Source organism: Vibrio ordalii ATCC 33509 (genome assembly GCA_000257205.1).
In the GTDB taxonomy this organism is placed as follows: domain Bacteria; phylum Pseudomonadota; class Gammaproteobacteria; order Enterobacterales; family Vibrionaceae; genus Vibrio; species Vibrio ordalii.
The window spans coordinates 60,694-81,381 of the sequence record AEZC01000085.1 but is presented as its reverse complement, the minus strand read 5'-3'; the positions used below and the strand labels follow the sequence as shown (position 1 = coordinate 81,381).

Annotated in this window: 23 protein-coding genes and 1 riboswitch; of the genes, 14 read left to right on the top strand and 9 right to left on the bottom strand. The window is 46.6% G+C overall.

Annotated elements, in window-relative coordinates; all coding sequences use genetic code 11:
- Window positions 1-10 precede the first annotated feature (10 nt).
- From mlaD to mlaF, 3 genes are read right to left on the bottom strand one after another with little or no spacing between them, the layout of a single operon-like run.
- The gene (mlaD, locus tag VOR_RS0106035; RefSeq protein ID WP_010318826.1) at window positions 11-502 is read right to left on the bottom strand and encodes an outer membrane lipid asymmetry maintenance protein MlaD; all 492 of its coding nucleotides are present in this window, start codon (window positions 500-502) and stop codon (window positions 11-13) included.
- 2 nt (window positions 503-504) lie between these two features.
- Window positions 505-1,296: a lipid asymmetry maintenance ABC transporter permease subunit MlaE gene (gene mlaE / locus VOR_RS0106030; protein ID WP_010318825.1), complete on the bottom strand. Its 792-nt coding sequence runs from the start codon at window positions 1,294-1,296 to the stop codon at window positions 505-507.
- Entirely contained in the window at window positions 1,293-2,090 is a 798-nt protein-coding gene (gene mlaF / locus VOR_RS0106025) for a phospholipid ABC transporter ATP-binding protein MlaF (RefSeq protein WP_010318824.1), read from the bottom strand. Before mlaF ends, mlaE begins: the two co-directional genes overlap by 4 nt.
- A 271-nt stretch (window positions 2,091-2,361) precedes the next feature.
- Between mlaF and VOR_RS0106015 the strand changes: the two genes are divergently transcribed.
- The 12 genes from VOR_RS0106015 (at window position 2,362) to mgtE (ending at window position 11,603) form a co-directional block, all read left to right on the top strand.
- Window positions 2,362-3,327: a calcium/sodium antiporter gene (locus VOR_RS0106015; protein ID WP_010318823.1), complete on the top strand. Its 966-nt coding sequence runs from the start codon at window positions 2,362-2,364 to the stop codon at window positions 3,325-3,327.
- A gap of 19 nt (window positions 3,328-3,346) precedes the next feature.
- Entirely contained in the window at window positions 3,347-4,321 is a 975-nt protein-coding gene (gene kdsD / locus VOR_RS0106010; protein ID WP_010318822.1) for an arabinose-5-phosphate isomerase KdsD, read from the top strand.
- Window positions 4,321-4,875, top strand: a complete 555-nt coding sequence (gene kdsC / locus VOR_RS0106005) for a 3-deoxy-manno-octulosonate-8-phosphatase KdsC (RefSeq protein WP_010318821.1) — start codon at window positions 4,321-4,323, stop codon at window positions 4,873-4,875. Before kdsD ends, kdsC begins: the two co-directional genes overlap by 1 nt.
- A complete protein-coding gene (lptC, locus tag VOR_RS0106000; protein WP_010318820.1) occupies window positions 4,872-5,435 on the top strand; it encodes an LPS export ABC transporter periplasmic protein LptC in 564 nt (187 codons plus the stop codon). The genes kdsC and lptC overlap by 4 nt, the downstream gene beginning before the upstream one ends.
- Window positions 5,416-5,916 (top strand): lipopolysaccharide transport periplasmic protein LptA, encoded by a 501-nt coding sequence (lptA, locus tag VOR_RS0105995; protein WP_010318819.1) that lies wholly within the window; start codon window positions 5,416-5,418, stop codon window positions 5,914-5,916. Before lptC ends, lptA begins: the two co-directional genes overlap by 20 nt.
- A gap of 2 nt (window positions 5,917-5,918) precedes the next feature.
- Complete coding sequence (gene lptB / locus VOR_RS0105990; protein WP_010318818.1) at window positions 5,919-6,644, top strand: LPS export ABC transporter ATP-binding protein; 726 nt, start codon at window positions 5,919-5,921, stop codon at window positions 6,642-6,644.
- A 66-nt stretch (window positions 6,645-6,710) separates the two neighbouring features.
- Window positions 6,711-8,171 (top strand): RNA polymerase factor sigma-54, encoded by a 1,461-nt coding sequence (locus VOR_RS0105985; protein ID WP_010318817.1) that lies wholly within the window; start codon window positions 6,711-6,713, stop codon window positions 8,169-8,171.
- Window positions 8,172-8,196: 25 nt separating this feature from the next.
- Window positions 8,197-8,484: a ribosome hibernation promoting factor gene (gene hpf, locus VOR_RS0105980; protein WP_010318816.1), complete on the top strand. Its 288-nt coding sequence runs from the start codon at window positions 8,197-8,199 to the stop codon at window positions 8,482-8,484.
- A gap of 2 nt (window positions 8,485-8,486) precedes the next feature.
- On the top strand, window positions 8,487-8,933 hold the full coding sequence (gene ptsN, locus VOR_RS0105975) for a PTS IIA-like nitrogen regulatory protein PtsN (protein WP_010318815.1): 447 nt from the start codon (window positions 8,487-8,489) through the stop codon (window positions 8,931-8,933).
- Window positions 8,934-8,949: 16 nt separating this feature from the next.
- A complete protein-coding gene (gene rapZ, locus VOR_RS0105970) occupies window positions 8,950-9,807 on the top strand; it encodes an RNase adapter RapZ (protein ID WP_010318814.1) in 858 nt (285 codons plus the stop codon).
- A gap of 10 nt (window positions 9,808-9,817) precedes the next feature.
- On the top strand, window positions 9,818-10,096 hold the full coding sequence (locus VOR_RS0105965) for an HPr family phosphocarrier protein (RefSeq protein WP_010318813.1): 279 nt from the start codon (window positions 9,818-9,820) through the stop codon (window positions 10,094-10,096).
- A 151-nt stretch (window positions 10,097-10,247) separates the two neighbouring features.
- Complete coding sequence (gene mgtE, locus VOR_RS0105960; RefSeq protein WP_010318812.1) at window positions 10,248-11,603, top strand: magnesium transporter; 1,356 nt, start codon at window positions 10,248-10,250, stop codon at window positions 11,601-11,603.
- 97 nt (window positions 11,604-11,700) lie between these two features.
- On the opposite strand, the gene pmbA is transcribed toward mgtE, so the two are convergent.
- The gene (gene pmbA, locus VOR_RS0105955) at window positions 11,701-13,044 is read right to left on the bottom strand and encodes a metalloprotease PmbA (RefSeq protein ID WP_010318811.1); all 1,344 of its coding nucleotides are present in this window, start codon (window positions 13,042-13,044) and stop codon (window positions 11,701-11,703) included.
- A gap of 108 nt (window positions 13,045-13,152) precedes the next feature.
- Here pmbA and yjgA point away from each other — a divergent pair, with 108 nt between their 5' ends.
- Window positions 13,153-13,680, top strand: a complete 528-nt coding sequence (gene yjgA, locus VOR_RS0105950) for a ribosome biogenesis factor YjgA (protein ID WP_010318810.1) — start codon at window positions 13,153-13,155, stop codon at window positions 13,678-13,680.
- 54 nt (window positions 13,681-13,734) lie between these two features.
- Here the strand turns inward: yjgA and thiQ are convergent, their stop codons facing one another.
- The 5 genes from thiQ to mpl all read right to left on the bottom strand — a co-directional run bounded on the left by thiQ (window position 13,735) and on the right by mpl (window position 19,267).
- Window positions 13,735-14,439, bottom strand: coding sequence for a thiamine ABC transporter ATP-binding protein (gene thiQ / locus VOR_RS0105945; protein ID WP_010318809.1), 705 nt, complete (start codon window positions 14,437-14,439; stop codon window positions 13,735-13,737).
- A complete protein-coding gene (thiP, locus tag VOR_RS0105940) occupies window positions 14,433-16,028 on the bottom strand; it encodes a thiamine/thiamine pyrophosphate ABC transporter permease ThiP (protein ID WP_010318808.1) in 1,596 nt (531 codons plus the stop codon). Before thiP ends, thiQ begins: the two co-directional genes overlap by 7 nt.
- A gap of 13 nt (window positions 16,029-16,041) precedes the next feature.
- On the bottom strand, window positions 16,042-17,034 hold the full coding sequence (thiB, locus tag VOR_RS0105935; RefSeq protein WP_010318807.1) for a thiamine ABC transporter substrate binding subunit: 993 nt from the start codon (window positions 17,032-17,034) through the stop codon (window positions 16,042-16,044).
- Between the two features lie 66 nt (window positions 17,035-17,100).
- Window positions 17,101-17,220, bottom strand: a riboswitch (TPP riboswitch).
- Between the two features lie 29 nt (window positions 17,221-17,249).
- A complete protein-coding gene (locus VOR_RS0105930) occupies window positions 17,250-17,879 on the bottom strand; it encodes a flavin prenyltransferase UbiX (protein WP_010318806.1) in 630 nt (209 codons plus the stop codon).
- Window positions 17,880-17,908: 29 nt separating this feature from the next.
- Window positions 17,909-19,267, bottom strand: a complete 1,359-nt coding sequence (gene mpl / locus VOR_RS0105925) for a UDP-N-acetylmuramate:L-alanyl-gamma-D-glutamyl-meso-diaminopimelate ligase (protein WP_010318805.1) — start codon at window positions 19,265-19,267, stop codon at window positions 17,909-17,911.
- Window positions 19,268-19,541: 274 nt separating this feature from the next.
- On the opposite strand from mpl, the gene fbp reads away from it, so the two are divergent.
- Window positions 19,542-20,552 carry a class 1 fructose-bisphosphatase gene (fbp, locus tag VOR_RS0105920; RefSeq protein WP_010318804.1) on the top strand — a complete coding sequence of 337 codons (1,011 nt, stop codon included), beginning with the start codon at window positions 19,542-19,544 and terminating at the stop codon, window positions 20,550-20,552.
- Window positions 20,553-20,688: the final 136 nt, after the last annotated feature.

The window sequence follows — 20,688 nt, the reverse complement described above, 5'->3', positions numbered from 1 at the left end:
AACACTGTTGTTACTCCTTACCTTTTTCTTGTGAGCCACCACCGACGCTATACAGCACTTGGCCAATCAAATCTTCTAATACGAGGGCGGATTTTGTGTCTTCAATTAAATCGCCCTCTTTTAACATTTGTTCATCTTCAAAGACAAAACCAGGCACAAGCCCAATGTACTGCTCGCCAATCAATCCAGAAGTTAGAATTTGCACACTCGACGTTTCTGGAAATTGATCATATTGACTGTTAATAGCCATAGTAACCACAGGCAGCAAACTCTCTCTATCGAGTTTAATCTCGGCCACTCGCCCAACGACTACACCACCCACTTTGACTGGCGAGCGCACTTTTAAACTACCGATATTGTCAAATTCAGCTTTCAGTTGGTAAGTATGGTTGGAGCCCAACCCTTTTACGTCAGCGACCTGAAAAATCATCACCAGAATTGCGCAAATTCCAGCAAGGACAAAGCTACCGACCCAAAGTTCTATTTTTCGTGTTTGCTGCATGATTAATTCCCAAACATCAATGCGGTGAGTACAAAGTCTAGCCCTAATACAGCTAAAGACGAATGCACTACGGTTCTTGTGGTGGCACGGCTAATACCTTCCGAGGTTGGAATAGCATCGTAACCGTTAAACAGTGCAATCCAAGTCACTGTGATGGCAAACATCACGCACTTGATCATACTGTTGCCAATATCTTGTCCTAGCTCTACCGATGACTGCATCGCAGACCAAAAACTGCCGTGATCAATCCCTTTCCAATCCACGCCAACAAGCTGGCCTCCCCAAATACCAACCGCCATAAAAATCATCGCTAGCAACGGCATTGATATTAGCCCAGCCCAAAAGCGAGGAGCGATAATACGTTTGAGCGGATCAACCGCCATCATCTCTAAACTGGAAAGTTGCTCGGTGGCTTTCATCAGGCCAATCTCGGCGGTAAGTGCAGAACCAGCACGCCCAGCAAACAGCAGCGCAGTCACCACGGGGCCAAGTTCACGCAATAAAGAGAGCGCGACCATCTGCCCAAGGCTACCTTCCGCGCCGTAATCGACCAAAATCACATAGCCTTGCAGGCTCAACACCATGCCAATGAACAAGCCAGAAACGACAATAATCGCCAGCGACTGAACACCAACGCTGTAGAGCTGCTTCACTAATAATGGAAAATTCTGAATAGGCCGTGGGCGGCTCACTAATGCACCAAACAGCATCAAGCTCGCTTTGCCAAAGGCTTGGCAAAATTCGAGCGTACGGCGACCGAGCCCTTCAATCCAGTCAGTCAATCTAGACATCATGAGAATAAATCCTTTTCTAGGCTTTGCGCTGGAAAGCGAAATGGCACAGGGCCATCAGCCTCGCCTTGTAAAAATTGCTGTACGCGAGGATCGCTATTTTGGTAAAGATCGCTTGGCGTTCCTTTGGCAATCACTTTGCCATCGGCCAGTAGATAAACCCAATCGGCAATGCTCATCACTTCAGGAACATCATGAGAGACCACTATCGAGGTCACCCCTAAAGCTTGATTCAAATTGCGGATCAATTCCACCAGCACGCCCATGGTGATCGGGTCTTGCCCCACAAACGGCTCATCATACATGATCAGTTCCGGATCCAGCGCAATCGCGCGCGCTAATGCAGCCCTTCTTGCCATACCACCGGATAATTCGCTCGGCATGAGCAAGGCGGCACCGCGCAGACCAACCGCTTCTAATTTTAATAAAACTAATGTCTTAATCAGCGATTCATCTAATTGAGTGTGTTCACGTAAAGGGAAAGCCACATTATCGAACACATTTAAATCGGTGAATAACGCGCCCGACTGAAATAACATGCTCATTTTTTTACGAGCTTGATACAGCTTTTTGCGACTGAGCATCGGGATGTTTTGTTTATCGAACCAAATCTCACCTTGTTCAGGGAACAATTGTCCGCCGATAAGACGTAGCAAAGTGGTTTTACCAATACCAGACGGCCCCATAATGGCGGTAATTTTTCCTTGTGGAACGCTTAGGCTCACGTCGTTGAATATCTTACGTCCTGAACGGGAGAAGGTTAAATTCTTGATTGTGACAAGATCGTTGATTGGCATCATGAGTGTTTCACTATTATTATCCGCCCCAAAATGATGGGCAATCATAAGCATAACGTTCTAAAATTAAAAGCACTGTTCAATTACATCCTAAAGTAAAGCTCCATCTTTCGCCAAAACAATCTTCCGGACATTTATTGATGGATAGCTGACTAAACCATGAATTGAACGTAATTAATTGGATCTTCAGCTTCCCTTTTCGCAACCAACACGTCAAAATTAGCGGTTAATTGCATCATTTTTTCACTCATTTCATTAATTAGGTATCATCATGATCGAAGCGGTAGCGTTTCTCATTGTAGGTTTGGTGTTTTTAGTCTGGAGCGCTGACAAGTTAGTCTTTGGTTCTGCCGCGCTTGCTCGCAACTTCGGCATCTCGCCATTAGTGATCGGCATGACTATTTTAGCAATGGGATCATCAGCACCAGAGATGATGGTATCGGCAACGGCCGCTTTGGATGGAAAAACCGATACTGCCGTCGGTAACGTACTCGGTTCTAACATCGCTAATATTGCTTTGATCTTGGGTATTACGGCTCTGATCAAACCGCTGTCAGTTAGTTCTGCGGTGCTCCGCCGTGAACTGCCGCTGATGATTGCGGTCACATTACTTGCGGGTGCGTTATTGTGGGATAACCACTTAGGATTCTATGAAGGTGTGTTGCTGTTTGCACTTTTCGCCGTGTTTATCATCGCGATGCTACGCATTAGCCGTAACGAACAAAAAAATGGTGACGCGCTACTTGCCGAGCAGGAATCTGAAATACCGCAAGGCGTGAGCAATGCAAAAGCGGCTATTTGGGTAGTGATTGGGCTTATTATCCTGCCGATTGCTGCCAGCGTGTTAGTCGATAACGCTGTCGTCATTGCCAAGTTTTTTGGTATGAGTGATTTGGTGATTGGTCTGACGATCATCGCTGTTGGGACCAGCTTGCCAGAATTGGCCGCCTCACTCACAAGCGTGTTGAAAGGTGAAGATGATATGGCAGTGGGCAATATTATTGGATCGAACGTATTCAATATTCTTGCCGTGATGGGCTTACCCGGCATTCTTAATCCATCGATACTCAGTGAGCATGCGATGGGACGCGATTTTTGGGTGATGCTTGGCGTATCTCTGCTACTGGTTGCCATGGCTTTAGGCAAATCGCGTAGTATTAACCGCATTGAGGGAGGCGTGCTCTTCCTCGCTTTTATCGGATACCAAGCTTATCTACTTATGAATATGACCGCTTAACCCAAACTCGGAGTATCGAATGTCGAATCAGTTTGATTATCGCAGCGTTGCACAGCAAGTTCTTGCCACCGAAATGGCGGCTTTACAACAGCTAGAGCAATACTTTGACGACTCATTTTGCCAAACGTGTGAAATGATCATTGCCAATGAACACGGCAAAGTTGTGGTGATGGGTATGGGTAAATCAGGCCATATCGGTAAGAAAATTGCCGCGACCTTAGCCAGTACTGGCACTTCGGCATTTTTCGTACACCCGGGAGAAGCGGCGCACGGTGATCTTGGTATGATCGAGCGTGGCGACATCGTAATTGCTATTTCAAACTCTGGCGAATCCTCGGAAATTTTGTCGCTGTTTACTGTGCTAAAACGGCTCAATATTCGCATCATCAGCATGACAGGCAACCCGTCATCGAATATGGCAAAGTTGGCCGATCTTCATTTGCAAATCACCGTCCCACAAGAGGCATGCCCGCTTGGCCTTGCGCCAACCTCCAGCACTACAGCAACACTTGTAATGGGCGATGCGTTAGCCGTCGCACTCTTGCAAGCACGCGGCTTTACCGCTGAAGATTTTGCGCTGTCTCATCCCGGTGGGGCTTTAGGTCGAAAATTGTTGCTCAAGCTCTCTGATATCATGCACATTGGCGATGCACTACCAACAGTGCAACCAAATGCATTGATCCGCGATGCCTTACTTGAGATCAGTCAAAAAGGCTTGGGGATGACAGCGGTAGTTGACAGCAACATGCAGCTTATTGGTATCTTTACTGATGGCGATTTACGCCGCATCTTAGACAAACGAATCGATATTCACAGCGCGACAATCAGCGAGGTGATGACGCAAAACCCAACGGTAGCAAACCCTAACATGCTCGCGGTCGAAGGGTTAAACCTAATGCAAGATAAACGAATCAATGGCTTGATGCTGTGCGAAAATGGCACATTGGTCGGTGCATTAAACATGCACGATTTGCTCAAAGCGGGAGTGATGTAATGGCCATGATTGATACACTCTACGGCCCGGTCCGAGCGACTATTCTCGACATAGCCAAGCAGATCAAATTGCTGATCTGCGATGTGGATGGCGTCTTCTCTGATGGCTTAGTTTATATGGGTAACCAAGGCGAAGAGCTAAAAACCTTCCACACTCGAGATGGCTACGGCATAAAATCATTGATGAATGCTGGCATTGAAGTGGCGATCATTACAGGTAGACAGTCAAAAATTGTCGAAAATCGCATGAATGCATTAGGCATTGCATTGATTTACCAAGGGCAGGATGACAAGGTCAAGGCCTATCAAGATATTTGTCGCCAGCTCAATATTGCGCCAGAACACACAGGGTATATTGGTGATGACTTAATTGATTGGCCGGTAATGGAAAAAGTCGCGCTGAAAGTCTGTGTCGCGGATGGCCACCCGCTATTAGTTAAACGCGCAAACTACGTGACCCACATAAAAGGTGGACATGGCGCGGTGCGCGAAGTGTGTGATTTAATTTTGCAAGCTCGCGGTGAGTTAGATGCACACAAAGGTTTAAGCATATGAGTGTGTCTCGTGTCCTCTATGTGATACTGATTTTTATCGCATCGTGGTCAGCCTATTACTTGTTCGATAAAGAACAAAATACCGAGATACAAGTTGCTCCGAACTTGGAGTTACCGTCATTTAGTGGAAAAAATCTCGACAATACCACCTATAACGAGCAAGGTATCCGCAGCTACATCATTCAATCGACGCATCTGGATCATTACGCAAAAAGTGGCGACACCATTTTCGAGTACCCGATACTCAAAGTCTTCCGTGATGGTATTGTGCAAGAGTGGGAGATTACCGCCAAACGCGGCGTGCTCGATGAAGAGCAAGTTCTGACACTATATGACGACGTACTGGCAAAAAACCTATTAGCGGATTCTGGTTTTGATACGCTTTCAACCATTAAGATGAGCATTCAACTCAATAATCGCGATTTTTGGGCCGATAATCAGGTCGATTTGGTTGGGCCACAATTTGAAACACAAGGACAAGCGATGAAAGGCAACTTTGCCGACAATACCGCTATTCTTTATAACCATGTACAAGGTAGATATGAAACTCTCACACCTTAGTCTTATTGCTTGTTTAGCGATTTCTGGTCACGCATTGGCATTGTCTACCGACAATGCTCAACCGATTTATATCGATTCTGACAGCCAACAGCTCGACATGAAAAGCAACAAAGTGACTTTCCTTGGTGATGTAAAACTCAAACAAGGTAGTATCAATATCAACGCCGACAAAGTGATTGTGACTCGTGATGCGAAAGATGGCTCCATTCAAGAGATTGAAGGGTATGGCAATCTTGCTACGTTTTCACAATTAACCGACGATGGAAAAACCTTATACGGTGAGGCAAAAGAGCTCTATTACATCATGGCTGATGATCAGTTGACCATGATAGATCAAGCCATGCTATCACAAGACGACAGCATCATCCGCGGTACAAAAATTCGCTACAAAATCTCATCACAAAAATTACTCGCAGATGGTAATTCAAATGAACGAGTATCGACCGTGCTTCAACCTCAAGCCACTACAACACAAGAATAATTATGGCCATACTCAAAGCAGAACATTTAGCGAAAAGCTATAAAAAACGCAAAGTCGTCTCTGACGTCAGCTTGCAAGTAGAATCGGGGCAAATTGTTGGCCTACTCGGTCCTAACGGCGCAGGGAAAACCACATCGTTTTACATGATCGTCGGTCTTGTGGCTCGTGATGAAGGTAAAATCAGTATTGATGATCACGACATCAGTATTCTACCGATGCACAGCCGCTCACGCTTAGGGATTGGCTATCTACCTCAAGAAGCCTCTATCTTCCGAAAATTATCGGTCGAAGAAAACATCATGGCGGTGCTTGAAACCCGTGAAACTATGACTCGCGAAGAGCGCCAAGACAAACTCGAAGATCTACTAGAAGAGTTCCACATTCAGCATATTCGGCATAGTGCTGGAATGGCGCTATCGGGGGGTGAACGTCGCCGAGTTGAAATTGCCCGCGCGCTTGCCGCGAATCCACAATTTATCTTGCTTGATGAACCCTTCGCTGGGGTTGACCCCATTTCGGTTATCGACATCAAAAAGATCATTCAACACCTGCGAGATCGTGGCTTAGGCGTTTTGATCACTGACCACAACGTTCGAGAAACATTGGACGTCTGTGAAAAAGCCTATATTGTAAGCCAAGGTCGTTTGATCGCAGAAGGAACGCCACATGACGTGCTCAATAACGAAGAGGTAAAACAAGTTTATCTCGGCGAACAATTCCGTCTATGATAATTCCGTCTATGATTAAGTAGAGAGTGACATCAATTCTAAAAATAATAAGGTAACTAGTACTGAATGAAACCCTCATTACAACTGAAGCTTGGCCAGCAATTAGCGATGACACCGCAGTTACAACAAGCTATTCGTTTGTTGCAACTCTCCACATTGGAACTCCAACAAGAGATCCAAGAGGCCCTAGAGTCCAATCCATTATTGGATGTTGAAGAGGGCTATGAAGAGAATGCTACCGCTGATGTTCATAGCATCAATGAGGATAAAGAAACCAGTGCTGAAGTGTTAGATATTGAACCCCAAGACAGCTCTGAGTTAATCGAGAAATCCGAAATCAGCAGCGAGCTTGAGATCGATACTACGTGGGATGATGTCTACAGCGCTAACACAGGCAGCACAGGGATCGCCCTTGATGATGACATGCCCGTGTATCAAGGTGAAACCACGCAAACCCTGCAAGATTATCTACTGTGGCAATTAGATCTCACACCGTTTAGCGACACCGACCGCAGCATTGCTCTTGCCTTGATTGACGCCATCGATGACTACGGTTATCTCACCGTTTCTTTAGATGATATTTTAGAAAGCTTTGCCGATGAAGAGATCGAACTTGATGAAATTGAAGCGGTCCGTAAACGAATTCAACAGTTTGACCCACTCGGTGTGGCTTCAATCAACCTCCAAGATTGCCTGCTTTTACAATTAGCGACCTACCCTGCCAATACCTCTTGGTTAGAAGAAGCTAAACAGCTGCTGATCCAACACATTGATCTGCTCGGCAACCGTGACTACAAGTTGATCATCAAAGAAACCAAGTTAAAAGAAGAAGATCTGCGAGAGGTATTGCAGCTCATTCAACAACTGGATCCAAGACCGGGAAATAATATTTCAACCGAGCACGCCGAATACGTTGTGCCTGACGTGTCTGTTTACAAAGATCATGGCAAATGGGTGGTCACAATAAACCCAGACAGCGTACCAAAACTTAAAATAAATCAACAATATGCAGCACTAGGCAAAGGTAACAGTGCCGATAGCAACTACATTCGCAGCAATTTGCAAGAAGCAAAATGGCTTATTAAGAGTTTAGAAAGTAGAAACGAGACACTGCTCAAAGTTGCCAAGTGTATTGTTGAACATCAACGTGATTTCTTTGAGTATGGTGAAGAAGCAATGAAGCCAATGGTACTCAATGACGTTGCTTTAGCGGTAGAAATGCATGAATCCACCATATCAAGGGTGACAACGCAGAAGTACATGCATACTCCGCGTGGTATTTTCGAATTGAAATACTTCTTCTCCAGCCATGTCAATACCGACAGCGGAGGAGAGTGTTCATCGACTGCAATACGAGCACTGATTAAAAAACTGGTGGCCGCTGAAAATACAGCCAAACCATTAAGTGACAGTAAAATTGCAGATCTACTGGCTGACCAAGGAATTCAGGTAGCTAGAAGGACGATAGCTAAATACCGTGAATCATTGGGCATCGCTCCATCGAGTCAGCGCAAACGCCTACTGTAAGGCACAAAACAGAGAAGGAAAGTCTATGCAAATCAACATTAATGCCCATCACATTGATCTGACCGATTCAATGCAAGACTATGTAAACTCGAAGTTTCAAAAACTTGAGCGATTTTTTGACCATATCAATAACGTACAGGTTGTTTTACGTGTTGAAAAAGTACAACAGATCGCTGAAGCTACGCTTCACATAAACCAAGGTGATATCCACGCAATGGCCGACAATGAAAATATGTATGCTGCCATCGATAGTTTAGTGGATAAACTCGTAAGACAACTCAACAAGCATAAAGAAAAGCTAAGTAGTCATTAATCATGCAATTAAGCGAAGTACTCTCATTGGACTGCACCAAAAGTGCCGTCCAATGCACCAGTAAAAAAAGAGCCCTAGAAATCATTAGCGAAATCGCTGCTGAGCATTCAGGTCAAAATTCAACCGAGCTGTTTGAATGCATGCTCAGCCGAGAAAAAATGGGCAGTACTGGTATTGGTAATGGCATCGCCATTCCTCATGCAAGAATGACCAACAGCGATCGCGCCATTGCCGTTTTGCTGCAGTGTGAAGAACCGATTGAGTTTGATGCCATTGATAACCGCCCTGTCGATCTGCTGTTTGCTTTGCTCGTTCCTGAAGATCAGTGCAAAGAGCATTTAAAAACGCTCGCTTGTATGGCCGAGCGCCTCAATGACAAACAAGTTTTAAAACAGCTTCGAAGTGCACAAAGCGATCAAGAGCTGTACGACATCATGACTAACCAATAACCACCGAGCCAAAACTATGCGTTTAATCGTTGTGAGTGGTCAATCAGGCGCAGGAAAAAGCGTTGCTTTACGAGTACTGGAGGATCTCGGCTACTATTGTGTCGATAACCTTCCCGTCAACTTGTTGGATGCGTTTATTCAATCAGTCCAAGGCAGCAAACAAAATGTCGCGGTGAGTATTGATATCCGTAACTTGCCCCAAGAGCCTAGCTTGGTTGCGGATGTGTTAGAGCAGCTAAAACAGAATAACGATGTCAGCGTACTGTTTCTCGACGCCAGCAAAGAGACACTACTCAAGCGCTACAGCGAAACGCGTCGTATCCATCCTCTCTCATTGAACGCCGATAAACCTTCACTGGCGCAAGCGATTGAATTGGAAAAGTCGCTGCTTGCACCGCTCAAAGAGCAAGCCGATTTAGTGCTCGATAGCAGTAATCAATCGTTGCATGAGTTGAGCGAAACCGTACGCATGCGAATTGAAGGACGTGAGCGCAAAGATCTGGTGATGGTGTTTCAGTCTTTTGGCTTCAAATATGGGCTACCCAGTGATGCAGACTACGTGTTTGATGTGCGTTTTTTACCCAACCCACACTGGGAACCCGATCTTCGCCCATTAACTGGCCTAGATGCGCCAATTAAGTCTTTTCTTGAACGCCATAGCGAAGTAATTGAACTGAAACAACAAATTCAAAAGTTTGTTGAATACTGGCTGCCGATGCTCGAAAAAAACAACCGCAGTTATCTCACGATTGCAATTGGCTGCACCGGTGGTAAACACCGCTCCGTTTACCTGACTCAACAGCTTGGCGAGTACTTTGCTCAATTGGGGCACCAAGTACAGATACGCCATACATCATTAGAAAAACAGCAATAGGAGCGATGGTATGCCACTATTAAGTAAAACGGTTTTAATCCAAAATCGCTTGGGCCTTCATGCTCGTGCAGCCGTTAAGCTGGTTGAACTGTCGCAATCTTTTGATGCGCTGGTCACCATTCAAAGTGAAGAAGGAAAAGAAGCCACTGCAGACAGTGTGATGGGTTTATTGATGCTCGAATCCGCACAAGGTCAATACATCACCATCAATGCTGAAGGCTCACAAGCAGAGCCTGCTTTGCAAGCGGTTAGTTCGCTGATTGAACATAAATTCGATGAAGACGAGTAAGCACAAGGCTTACACTCCACTCTCCCACAGACAGCGCATGCGTGCCCCTGATAGCCAAAATAAATTCAGCGCTTAATAAGAACTTATTAAATAAGGCCTAGAATTAAGTTATTATTCAACACATTGTAAGAATCCTAAGTAGGGGGAAACCATGGCCGAGCAAATTGAATTTGATCAAGCTCACCTAACCCTCCAAGAAGTCAGCGAAGCTTTAGAAAATGGTCGTTTTGTCCATGTCCGTCGCCAATTGCAGGACATGGAGCCAGAAGATATTGCTCACCTCTTAGAAGCCTCTCCACGTAAAAGCCGGGAGGTGTTATGGCAACTCACCGATCCAGAAGACTACGGTGAAATCCTTGATGAGCTCAACGAAGACGTCAAAGATGCCCTCGTTTCCAAAATGGCACCCGAGAAACTGGCAGAAGCGACCGAAGGTATGGACACCGATGACGTGGCCTATGTACTGCGTAGCTTGCCAGATGACGTGTCACGCGAAGTGCTTTCGCAAATGGACAGCGCTGATCGCCAGCGCGTTGAAACCGCACTCTCCTATTCAGAGGAAACAGCCGGCGGGATCATGAATACCGACGTGATCACCATCCGTGCTGACGTTGATATTGACGTGGTTTTACGCTATTTACGCATGCGCGGCGATCTGCCCGAAGCAACCGATGCACTTTACGTGATTGACGATGAAAGTAAGCTGATTGGGCATCTCTCACTCACCACCTTACTGACCACGCAACCGGATATTCCAGTAAGTGAAGTCATGGATGATGCCGATGAAGCGATTTTGGTCACCACCAGCGACTCAGATGTTGCCAGCCTGTTTGAACGTCGCAACTGGGTGTCCGCGCCTGTGGTGGATGAAAACCAGCACTTGGTCGGTCGGATCACCATTGATGACGTTGTTGACATCATTCGTGAAGATGCCGAACACTCAATGATGAGTATGGCTGGTATGAACGATGACGAAGATACCTTTGCTCCGGTAGTCAAATCCGCTCGTAAACGGACCATCTGGCTTGGAGCAAATGTTTTGGCCGCCCTCGCCGCCGCGTCAGTTTCCAACATGTTTGAAGCGACACTGGATCAAATGGCCGCCATTGCGGTACTAATGACCATAGTACCCTCTATGGGGGGTGTCGCAGGTAACCAAACCGTGGCCTTGGTCATTCGTGGTCTAGCATTAGGTCATATCGGTGACAGTAACCAACGTGAATTGCTGTTCAAAGAAGCGGCGATCGGTTTCTTAAATGGCATCATGTGGGCCACCATCATTGGCGGCATTGTGGTGGTATGGAAAGGAAATTGGATGCTTGGCGGCATCATTTCCGCCGCGATGATGACCAACCTACTCATTGCCGGGATCGCCGGTGTCACCATCCCAATTTTACTGAAAAAAATGAAAATCGACCCGGCTCTTGCTGGTGGAATGGCGTTAACAACCGTCACCGATGTGGTTGGGCTTTCGGTCTTTCTCGGCTTGGCGACCATTTTGATGTAGCCCTATTTTAATGTAACCCGATAGTGATACATAACCAAACCACCCACAAAAAAAGCTTGGTTGTTATACCAAGCTTTTTCATATTCAGCTTAAGCGATTATTCGCCCGCAATTTTCATCGATTCAAGTAAAATAGACCCGGTTTGGATTTGCGAGCGTGTTTCGACATCACTCCCTACCGCCACCATTTGCTGGAACATATCTTTCAAATTACCCGCGATAGTAATCTCAGATACAGGGTATTGAATCACACCGTTTTCAACCCAGAAACCAGCGGCGCCACGCGAATAATCACCTGTCACTGCATTAACACCTTGGCCCATCACTTCAGTGACTAACAAGCCTGTGCCTAACGCTTTAAGCATCTGCTCAAAATTCTGTCCTGTGGATTGAACATACCAGTTATGGATGCCACCCGCATGACCAGTTGGAGTCATCTTCATTTTACGAGCGGCGTAGCTGCTCAGAAGATAAGTCGAGAGCACACCATCGGTAATGATTTGGCGGTCTTGCGTAAACACCCCTTCACTATCAAATGGGCTTGATGCTAACGCACGTAATACATGGGGTTTTTCGGCAATATTGAACCAATCGGGTAAAATTTTCTCGCCTAACTTATCAAGTAAAAAGGAAGATTTACGATACAAGCTACCACCACTGATCGCCATCACCAAATGGCCAATCAAACCTGTCGCTACATCTGCGGCAAACATCACCGGAACTTTGCCCGTCTTCAGTTTTTTTGCATCTAAACGGCTGATGGTTTTTTCTGCAGCTTGTTGCCCGACCAGCTCTGGTGACCATAAATCGTCGCGGTGACGTGCAACGGTATAGCTATAATCACGCTCCATCTCACCATTTTTACCCTCACCAATCACGCAGCAGCTAATGCTATGACGGCTAGAGGCATAACTCGCGAGCAAGCCATGGCTATTACCATACACTTTGACACCGTAATGGCTGTCATAACTTGCGCCATCACTTTGTTTGATCTTGTTGCTGTAAGCTAACGCTTTCTCTTCTGCAGCAATGGCAATTTTAGCGGCCATGTCCGGGTTAGGTTCATCGGGATGGAAGAGATCTAAATCAGGAATATTTCGCACCATTAACTCTTTAGGTGCAGGGCCTGCATAAGGATCTTCAGAAGTGTACAGCGCAATATCAAGCGCTGCAGCGACCGTCTGCGCAATTGCTTTTTCACTGAGATCTGACGTCGACGCACTGCCTTTACGTTGCCCACGATACACAGTGATGCCTAATGCCCCATCACTGTTAAATTCTACGTTTTCAACTTCACACATTCGCGTCGAAACACTCAGGCCGGTACTTTTGGTGATCGCCACTTCGGCAGCATCAGAACTGAGCGCAGCCATCTCTAATGCCTTGGCAACCGCCGCTTCAAGTTCGATGCGCTGCTGAGCAACTTGTTGTTTTACGTCCATATCTCATCAATTATTAGCAAACAATGTCATTAGGATAACAAGAATTTCGCTTTCTCCCCACGATTTTTGCTAAAATAGCTGACATACATAACTCAATAGATGAAGAAAATGGCGCGTAAGAATCAAAAAGCTCCTTGGGAAGAAGAAGAGGAGATCATTTGGGTTAGCAAAACCGAAATGAAAAACGACATGACTGAGCTACAAAAACTGGGTGAAGAGCTGGTTGCTCTGAAGCCGTCTCAGTTAGCAAAAATCCCGATGTCTGAAGATTTGATGGATGCCATCAAAGATGCTCAGCGTTTTAGCATGGAAGCCAGACGCCGCCAACTGCAATACATTGGTAAAATGATGCGTACCATCGATGCCGAACCGATTCAAGCGGCATTGGATAAACTGCGTAACAAGCACTCACAAAATACCGCCATGCTGCACAAGCTCGAACAGATGCGTGATCGTATTGTTGAGAAAGGTGACAGCGCGATTGAAGATGCGATGGCACTCTATCCAGAGATGGATCGTCAACGTCTGCGCCAATTAGCGCGTCAAGCAAATAAAGAGAAAGCCAACAGCAAACCACCAAGAGCATCACGAGAGATTTTCCAAGTGCTCAGAGAGCATAACGATAAGTCAGTTTAACCTGTCATAGTGCTGATTAGATGCCAAAACCTCACCTAAACGTGTGAGGTTTTTTTATTCCCCCGCACGCACAAAATCACTGAGCTGCGCGTCTGCGTGTTGCGCGGAAAGTGCCTCAATACGATCACTCACTAACACATGTCCTTGAGCCATAAACGCAAAATGGCTCGCAATCGCTTTGGCATCACTAATATGGTGCGTCACCATCACAACAGTGATCTCTCTTTCTGCGGCTAACTGCTTAACCAAAAGCAGCATCTCTTCTCTGAGTAGCGGATCCAAGGCGGAAAAGGGCTCATCCAGCAGCCAGATAGGATGTGGTTGTACAAAACAGCGCGCCAGAGCAACTCGTTGACGCTGCCCCCCTGAGAGCTGCTCAGGCAAGCGATCAAGTAGCGCAGCCAAACCAACTTGCTGCGCGGCGCACTCAACCAACGCCTTTTGTGAAGGGGTTAATTTCAGCCCAGGATGTAGCCCAAGGCTAATATTTTCACGCACAGTGAGATGGGCAAAAAGATTGTGCTCTTGAAACAGCATCGAAAAAGGACGCAAGTGTGGCTCTTGCCCAAGTAAAGATTGCCCTTGCACTTGGATATCGCCGCTTTTCGGTGCAATAAAGCCCGCAACTAAGCTCAGTAAAGTCGACTTGCCCGCACCACTTGGCCCCATCAAAGAGAGAATCGCCCCTCGCGGTACAGAGAGCGAAAATTCAAACCACTCCTGTTGATACTCATAGTGCACGGCCTTGAGTTCTAACATTGCTTTACCTTTGAATGTGAGTGAAATAACCGCTCAATGAGGGCAAAACAACCCACACTGAGTAGCAACAGCGTAAGGGAAACCACCGCCGCCGCTTGCATTTGGTAACTGCCCAGCAGTTGGAACAGGTAAAGCGGTAAGGTTCTAAACTCTTGGCTACCAAATAGAGCAATCGCACTTAAATCCCCCATTGAGAGCAAAAAGCTGATCGCAAAGGCATGCGCTAAGGGTTTACGCAACGCACGCAGCTCAATCACTTGCAAACGCTGCCACCCTTTAATGCCAAGGCTGGCACATAACCATTGATATTGCTGCGCAATATGCAGCATAGGTTGCGCCAATGTTTTCAACACATATGGCAATGCCATTAAGCCATTGACGAAAAAAACTACCCAATACGCTAGGCTAAATGCATCGGTCCAGATACGCAGCAACAGAAAAAGCCCGGTGCTGATAACAAGCCCTGGCGTGACCAAAATAATCGCGCCAATCAACTCTAATTGGTCCGCCTTACGGTTGTGCTGCTGCAGGCGCCAAGCGCGAGTCGTGATGAGTATGGCAACCCCAGCCGAAACAGCAACCACGCTTGCCAATAACGCCACTTGCAGTGAAGCCCAAAGCGCACGCCAGAATTGCTCATCGCTCAAGACGTGAAAAAGCTGCGAATTTAAACCGCTCAAGATGACCATCACCAGCGGCGGAAGTACTAACAGCAACGCAAGGAAGATCCATGCGCCGTCCCAACATTGCGCTTTTCGATTGTCTCGACTAACCACATAATCACTCGCTTGACGCCCTGTGGTGATGGCTAACGGCTTCGCTAGACGTGAAATGGATAGAGACAGCAGCCCGCATAACAGCATCTGCCACAGCGCAAGCAGCGCGCCGGCTTGTAAATCAAAATCAAATTTGATCGCCTGATAAATCGCCAGCTCAATCGTGGTTGATTTAGGCCCGCCGCCAAGTGCCATCACAGTGGCAAAACTGGTAAAACAGAGCATGAACACCAAACCACAGACATGAGGAAGCTGCTGACGTAAACGTGGCCATTCAACCCAACGAAATTTGTGCCAATGACTCATGCCAAGATGCGCGCATAACTTATGTTGTTCAGCCGGGATCGACTCTAACGCTTGCAGCAATAAACGGCTGGCATACGGGAGATTAAAAAACAGATGCGCCAGTAAAATACCGTTTAATCCGTAAATGGAAAACGGCAGTTTGCTATCAAACCACGCGAACAGCGAGGCGAGCAGGCCGCTATTACCATAAATGGCCAACAAACCAAATACGCCCACCAGCACTGGAAGCACTAAGGTCGTTGCAAACAATTTGATCAGCAGCGCACGTCCGCAAAATCGACGACGGTAAAGTGCGTGAGCAACAGGAAGCGCGAAACCAACACTGAGCAGCATCGACAAGCTAGCTTGGTAAAAACTAAATTGAGTAACATGGCGATAATACGGGTCTTGCCATACGTGCAGCACATTTAAGCTGGGTGCTTGTAACAGCAACGCCGCCAACGCACTGATGACAAAGGTCGCGACAAGTATCGCGACCCCAATGCCTATTTTAGGAATAGCATTCAAACTTTATCGCACCTTAAAACGTTAAGGCAGTTTGCCACTCACGGATCCACGCTTTACGCATCTCAGACACCTCTTGTGCGCTAAAGGTAAGCGCCTTTGATGGCACAGCCAGCGTTTCAAAACCTTTCGGTAGCACGACAGACGTCACAGGATACATCCAGTTTCCGGTTGGCATCACCGACTGAAATTGATCACTTAAAATAAAGTGCATGAACTCATCGGCCAATTTGCCGTTATCACTGTGTTTTACTTTCGCAGCCACTTCCACTTGCATGTAGTGTCCTTCGGCAAAATCGGCAGCCGCGTACTTGGCGTCATTCTCCGCAATCAAATGATAGGCTGGAGAGGTGGTGTAAGAGAGCACCAGATCGGACTCACCTTTTAGAAACATCGCATAGGCTTCTGACCAACCTTTGGTGACTGTCACCGTATTATTGGCGAGCTGTTGCCATGCTAAATTGGCTTTCTCACCATAGACAGATTTCATCCACAGCAGTAAGCCTTGACCGGGTGTTGAAGTGCGTGGATCTTGATAAATAACTTTAAGATCATCGCGCTTCTCTACCAACTCTTTTAAGCTTTTCGGTGGGTTTGCTAATTTCTCTTTATTGTAAACAAAGGCAAAATAGCCGTAATCATAAGGAACAAACGTTTCATCACTCCAACCACCGGGTAGCGTGACTTGGCTCGTCTCGACATTATGATTTGTCAATAAGCCAGTCTGTTTGGCCTCGGCCATTAAGTTGTTATCTAAACCGAGTACGATGTCTGCTTTACTGTTATTACCTTCAAGACGTAAACGGTTTAGGATCGATACCCCATCATCGAGTGCCACAAACTGAAGATCGCAAGCGCATTGTGCTTCGAATGCTTTTTCAATCGCCGGTCCCGGGCCCCATTCTGATGCGAACGAGTCATAGGTATAAACGGTAAGGATATTGTCAGCGGCATGCGCTGAAAAAGAGGTGATGGTAGCAAGTGCAATGGTATTAAGAGTGGTGTTCAACTGGTCGCTCTCCTTGGTTGAGCGGCACAGGCTTGAGGAGGATGAGAATATTCCATTATTCCTATTCTGAGATCCTAACCCAATTCCTACGCCAGCATTATCTGGTTCAGGTTTACGGGTCCCAAGCTCACGCTTGATCTCAGCAGCATTCATTGAGATGAATGATTTGCTCCCCGTTGAGTGAGGTGGATTGTAATTGGAATTAACGCAATAAGCTATACCGTTGGGCGTGAGTCATATCCCCAACGCGGCACAAGCCCTTGTTCAACGCCTAAATGGTCTAAAATACGCGCCACCATAAAATCGACCAAGTCTTCAATTGACTGCGGCTGATGATAAAAACCGGGGGCAGCGGGCATAATGGTGACGCCCATTTGCGACAACTTGAGCATGTTTTCTAAATGTAAGGTGGAAAACGGCGTTTCGCGCACCACTAACACCAGTTGGCCACGCTCTTTCATCACGACATCGGCAGCACGTTCGATCAAATTATCGGACATGCCATGGGCAATCGCCGCAACGCTGCCTGCTGAACATGGGCACACCACCATCTGTTTTGGCGCAGCAGAGCCCGAAGCCACTGGTGAGAACCACTCTTCTTTGCCGCACACGACAAGCTGTGAGGCATCACAGTGTAAATGTTCCACCAACGCCGCTTTGGCCGCCTCAGTTCCACTGGGCAACTTCAAACCGTGCTCGGTTGCAAGCACAACGCGCGCGGCCGAAGAGATCAGCAGATACACTCGGTAATCTGCAGCCAATAAACACTCCAACAGACGAAGTCCGTAAGGAGCACCTGAAGCGCCAGTAAAGGCTAAAGTGATGGCTTGCTGTTTTGTTGTCATAACTCTCTATTTCGTTTGTGTCGCTGGCATTACATGGCTTGATTTAATGCAAGTAGGAGCTTGTTATGAATACCTTCAAAGCCACCATTGCTCATCACCAAAATGTGATCGCCCGGCTGGGCTTGCTGCGCAATTTGCGCGACGAAAGCATCAATATCATCATTCACTTGCGCTGGTTGTGAGCATTGGTCAGCCACATCCTGCACCGACCAAGCAAGATTGTTCGGCTGATAGAGATAAACTGAATCGGCTTGCTGTAATGACGCCGCTAAAGTTTGCTTATGCACGCCCAACTTCATCGTAGCCGAACGAGGCTCTAAAACCGCGATAATTTTCTGATCGCCTACCTTGTTACGTAAACCACCCAAAGTAAGTTCAATGGCCGTTGGATGATGAGCAAAATCGTCATACAACGTAATACCGTTCACTTCGCCTTTGAGCTCTAAACGACGTTTGGTATTGATAAATTTGCCCAAAGCTTGACAGGCTAAATCTGGAGTGACCCCTACGTGACGCGCCGCGCCAATCGCCATTAAGGCGTTATCGACATTATGATCGCCAACCAAATCCCAAGTTACGCGCCCCACGCGTTCATTGTCAAAGAACACATCAAATTGCGAACCATCACGCGTGATTTTTTCAGCTTTCCACTGCGCTTGCTCACCGGTAAACTCAGTTTCGCTCCAGCAGCCACGTGCGAGAACATCCGCTAATGCGCGCTCTTTTTGCGGAGCAAAAATACGACCATTGCCCGGAACAGTACGCACTAGATGATGAAATTGGCGCTTAATCGCTTCAAGATCGTCAAAAATGTCTGCATGATCAAACTCTAAGTTATTCAACACTAAAGTGCGTGGGTGATAATGGACAAACTTAGAACGCTTATCGAAAAAAGCACTGTCATATTCATCGGCTTCTACCACAAAAAACATGCTTTCGCCCAAACGCGCAGAAATGCCAAAGTTGCCAAGTACGCCTCCCACCAAAAAGCCCGGTTGGTAACCGCAATCTTCTAAGATCCACGCCAACATGCTCGACGTAGTGGTTTTACCGTGTGTGCCAGCGACCGCAAGGACCCAGCGGTCATGCAACAGAAACTCTTGCAACCATTGCGGGCCAGAGGTGTAACGCAAGTTGTGGTTCAGCACATATTCAACACACGGATTGCCGCGACTCATGGCGTTGCCAATCACCACCAAATCAGGCTTGGGCTCTAATTGAGCAGGGTCAAAGCCTTCGATAATCTCGATACCTTGAGACTCCAATAACGTACTCATCGGTGGGTAAACGTTGGCGTCGCTGCCGGTAACTTTATGACCTAATTGCCGCGCTAAAACGGCAACACCGCCCATAAACGTACCGCAAATCCCAAGAATGTGAATATGCATAAATCCTAGCCTCGCACATGGCGTTGTGAGTGATTGCCTCCATTATCACCATCCATTTAAGAAAAGCGAGCATGTTTGCAACTTATCAAAAGTCGACAAACAAATTGAGATCTCAATCTGTTACTTCATTACCATTAAAAAGATCTAAGCCCTAGAATCTCATTGTTACCCAAACGTTATCAAATGGGTGACTCGTTTCGGCCGACATCCCAGTAAGAGGATGCGTTGTGAAACAATCACTCCCTATCCTATATAGCTATGTTAAGGAAATAACATGTCTGAGATTCGCACTCTTGGCGAGTTTATTGTTGAGAAACAACATGACTTCCCCCACGCAAGCGGTGATCTTTCATCTCTGTTGTCCTCTATTCGTCTTGCGGCAAAAATTGTTAACAGAGAAATCAACAAAGCGGGCCTTGCTGATATTACTGGTGCGGTGGGCTCAGATAATATTCAAGGCGAAGAACAACAAAAACTCGATGTCTACGCCAACGAAAAATTTAAAGCGGCGCTTGAAGCGCGCGATCAAGTGTGTGGTGTCGCCAGTGAAGAAGAAGATGAAGCGGTTGCGTTCAGCAAAGAGCTCAACAAAAACGCAAAATACGTGGTGTTGATGGACCCGCTGGACGGCTCATCCAACATCGATGTCAATGTCTCTGTCGGCACGATTTTTTCTATTTATCGCCGCGTATCGCCGGTTGGCACGCCCCCAACGCAAGAAGACTTCTTACAACTAGGCAATAAACAGGTTGCGGCCGGTTATGTCATTTACGGCTCTTCAACCATGTTAGTCTACACCACTGGCAACGGCGTAAATGGCTTTACTTATGACCCGTCACTCGGCACTTTCTATCTTTCACACCCCAATATGATGACCTTCGATGATGGTAAAATTTACTCCATCAATGAAGGTAACTACATCCGCTTTCCAACCGGCGTCAAAAAATACATTAAATATTGCCAAGAGAGTGTGCCTGAAGATAATCGCCCTTACACCTCACGTTACATTGGTTCATTGGTGGCGGATTTTCACCGTAATCTGCTCAAAGGTGGCATCTATCTATACCCAAGCACGCAAAGCCATCCAAACGGCAAGCTGCGTCTATTGTATGAATGCAATCCAATGGCGTTTTTGATTGAACAAGCAGGCGGTATTGCTTCTGATGGTGTCAATCGCGTATTAGATATTAAACCGACAGAGCTACATCAACGTGTGCCATTCTTCTGCGGTTCAAAAAATATGGTCCGAAAATTGGAAGAGTTTTTAGAACTCAACCGTGACTAAACAAGCTCAGTGAGCGCCTAACTCTAGGCGCTTTTTTTATCGATAAATATGAGGCAAGGCTCTCTTTTTACGGTTTACACCGTTTCCTATTTACCGCTAAAGTTGCAACACAAGCGTTTACGTTCTGTTAATCAAC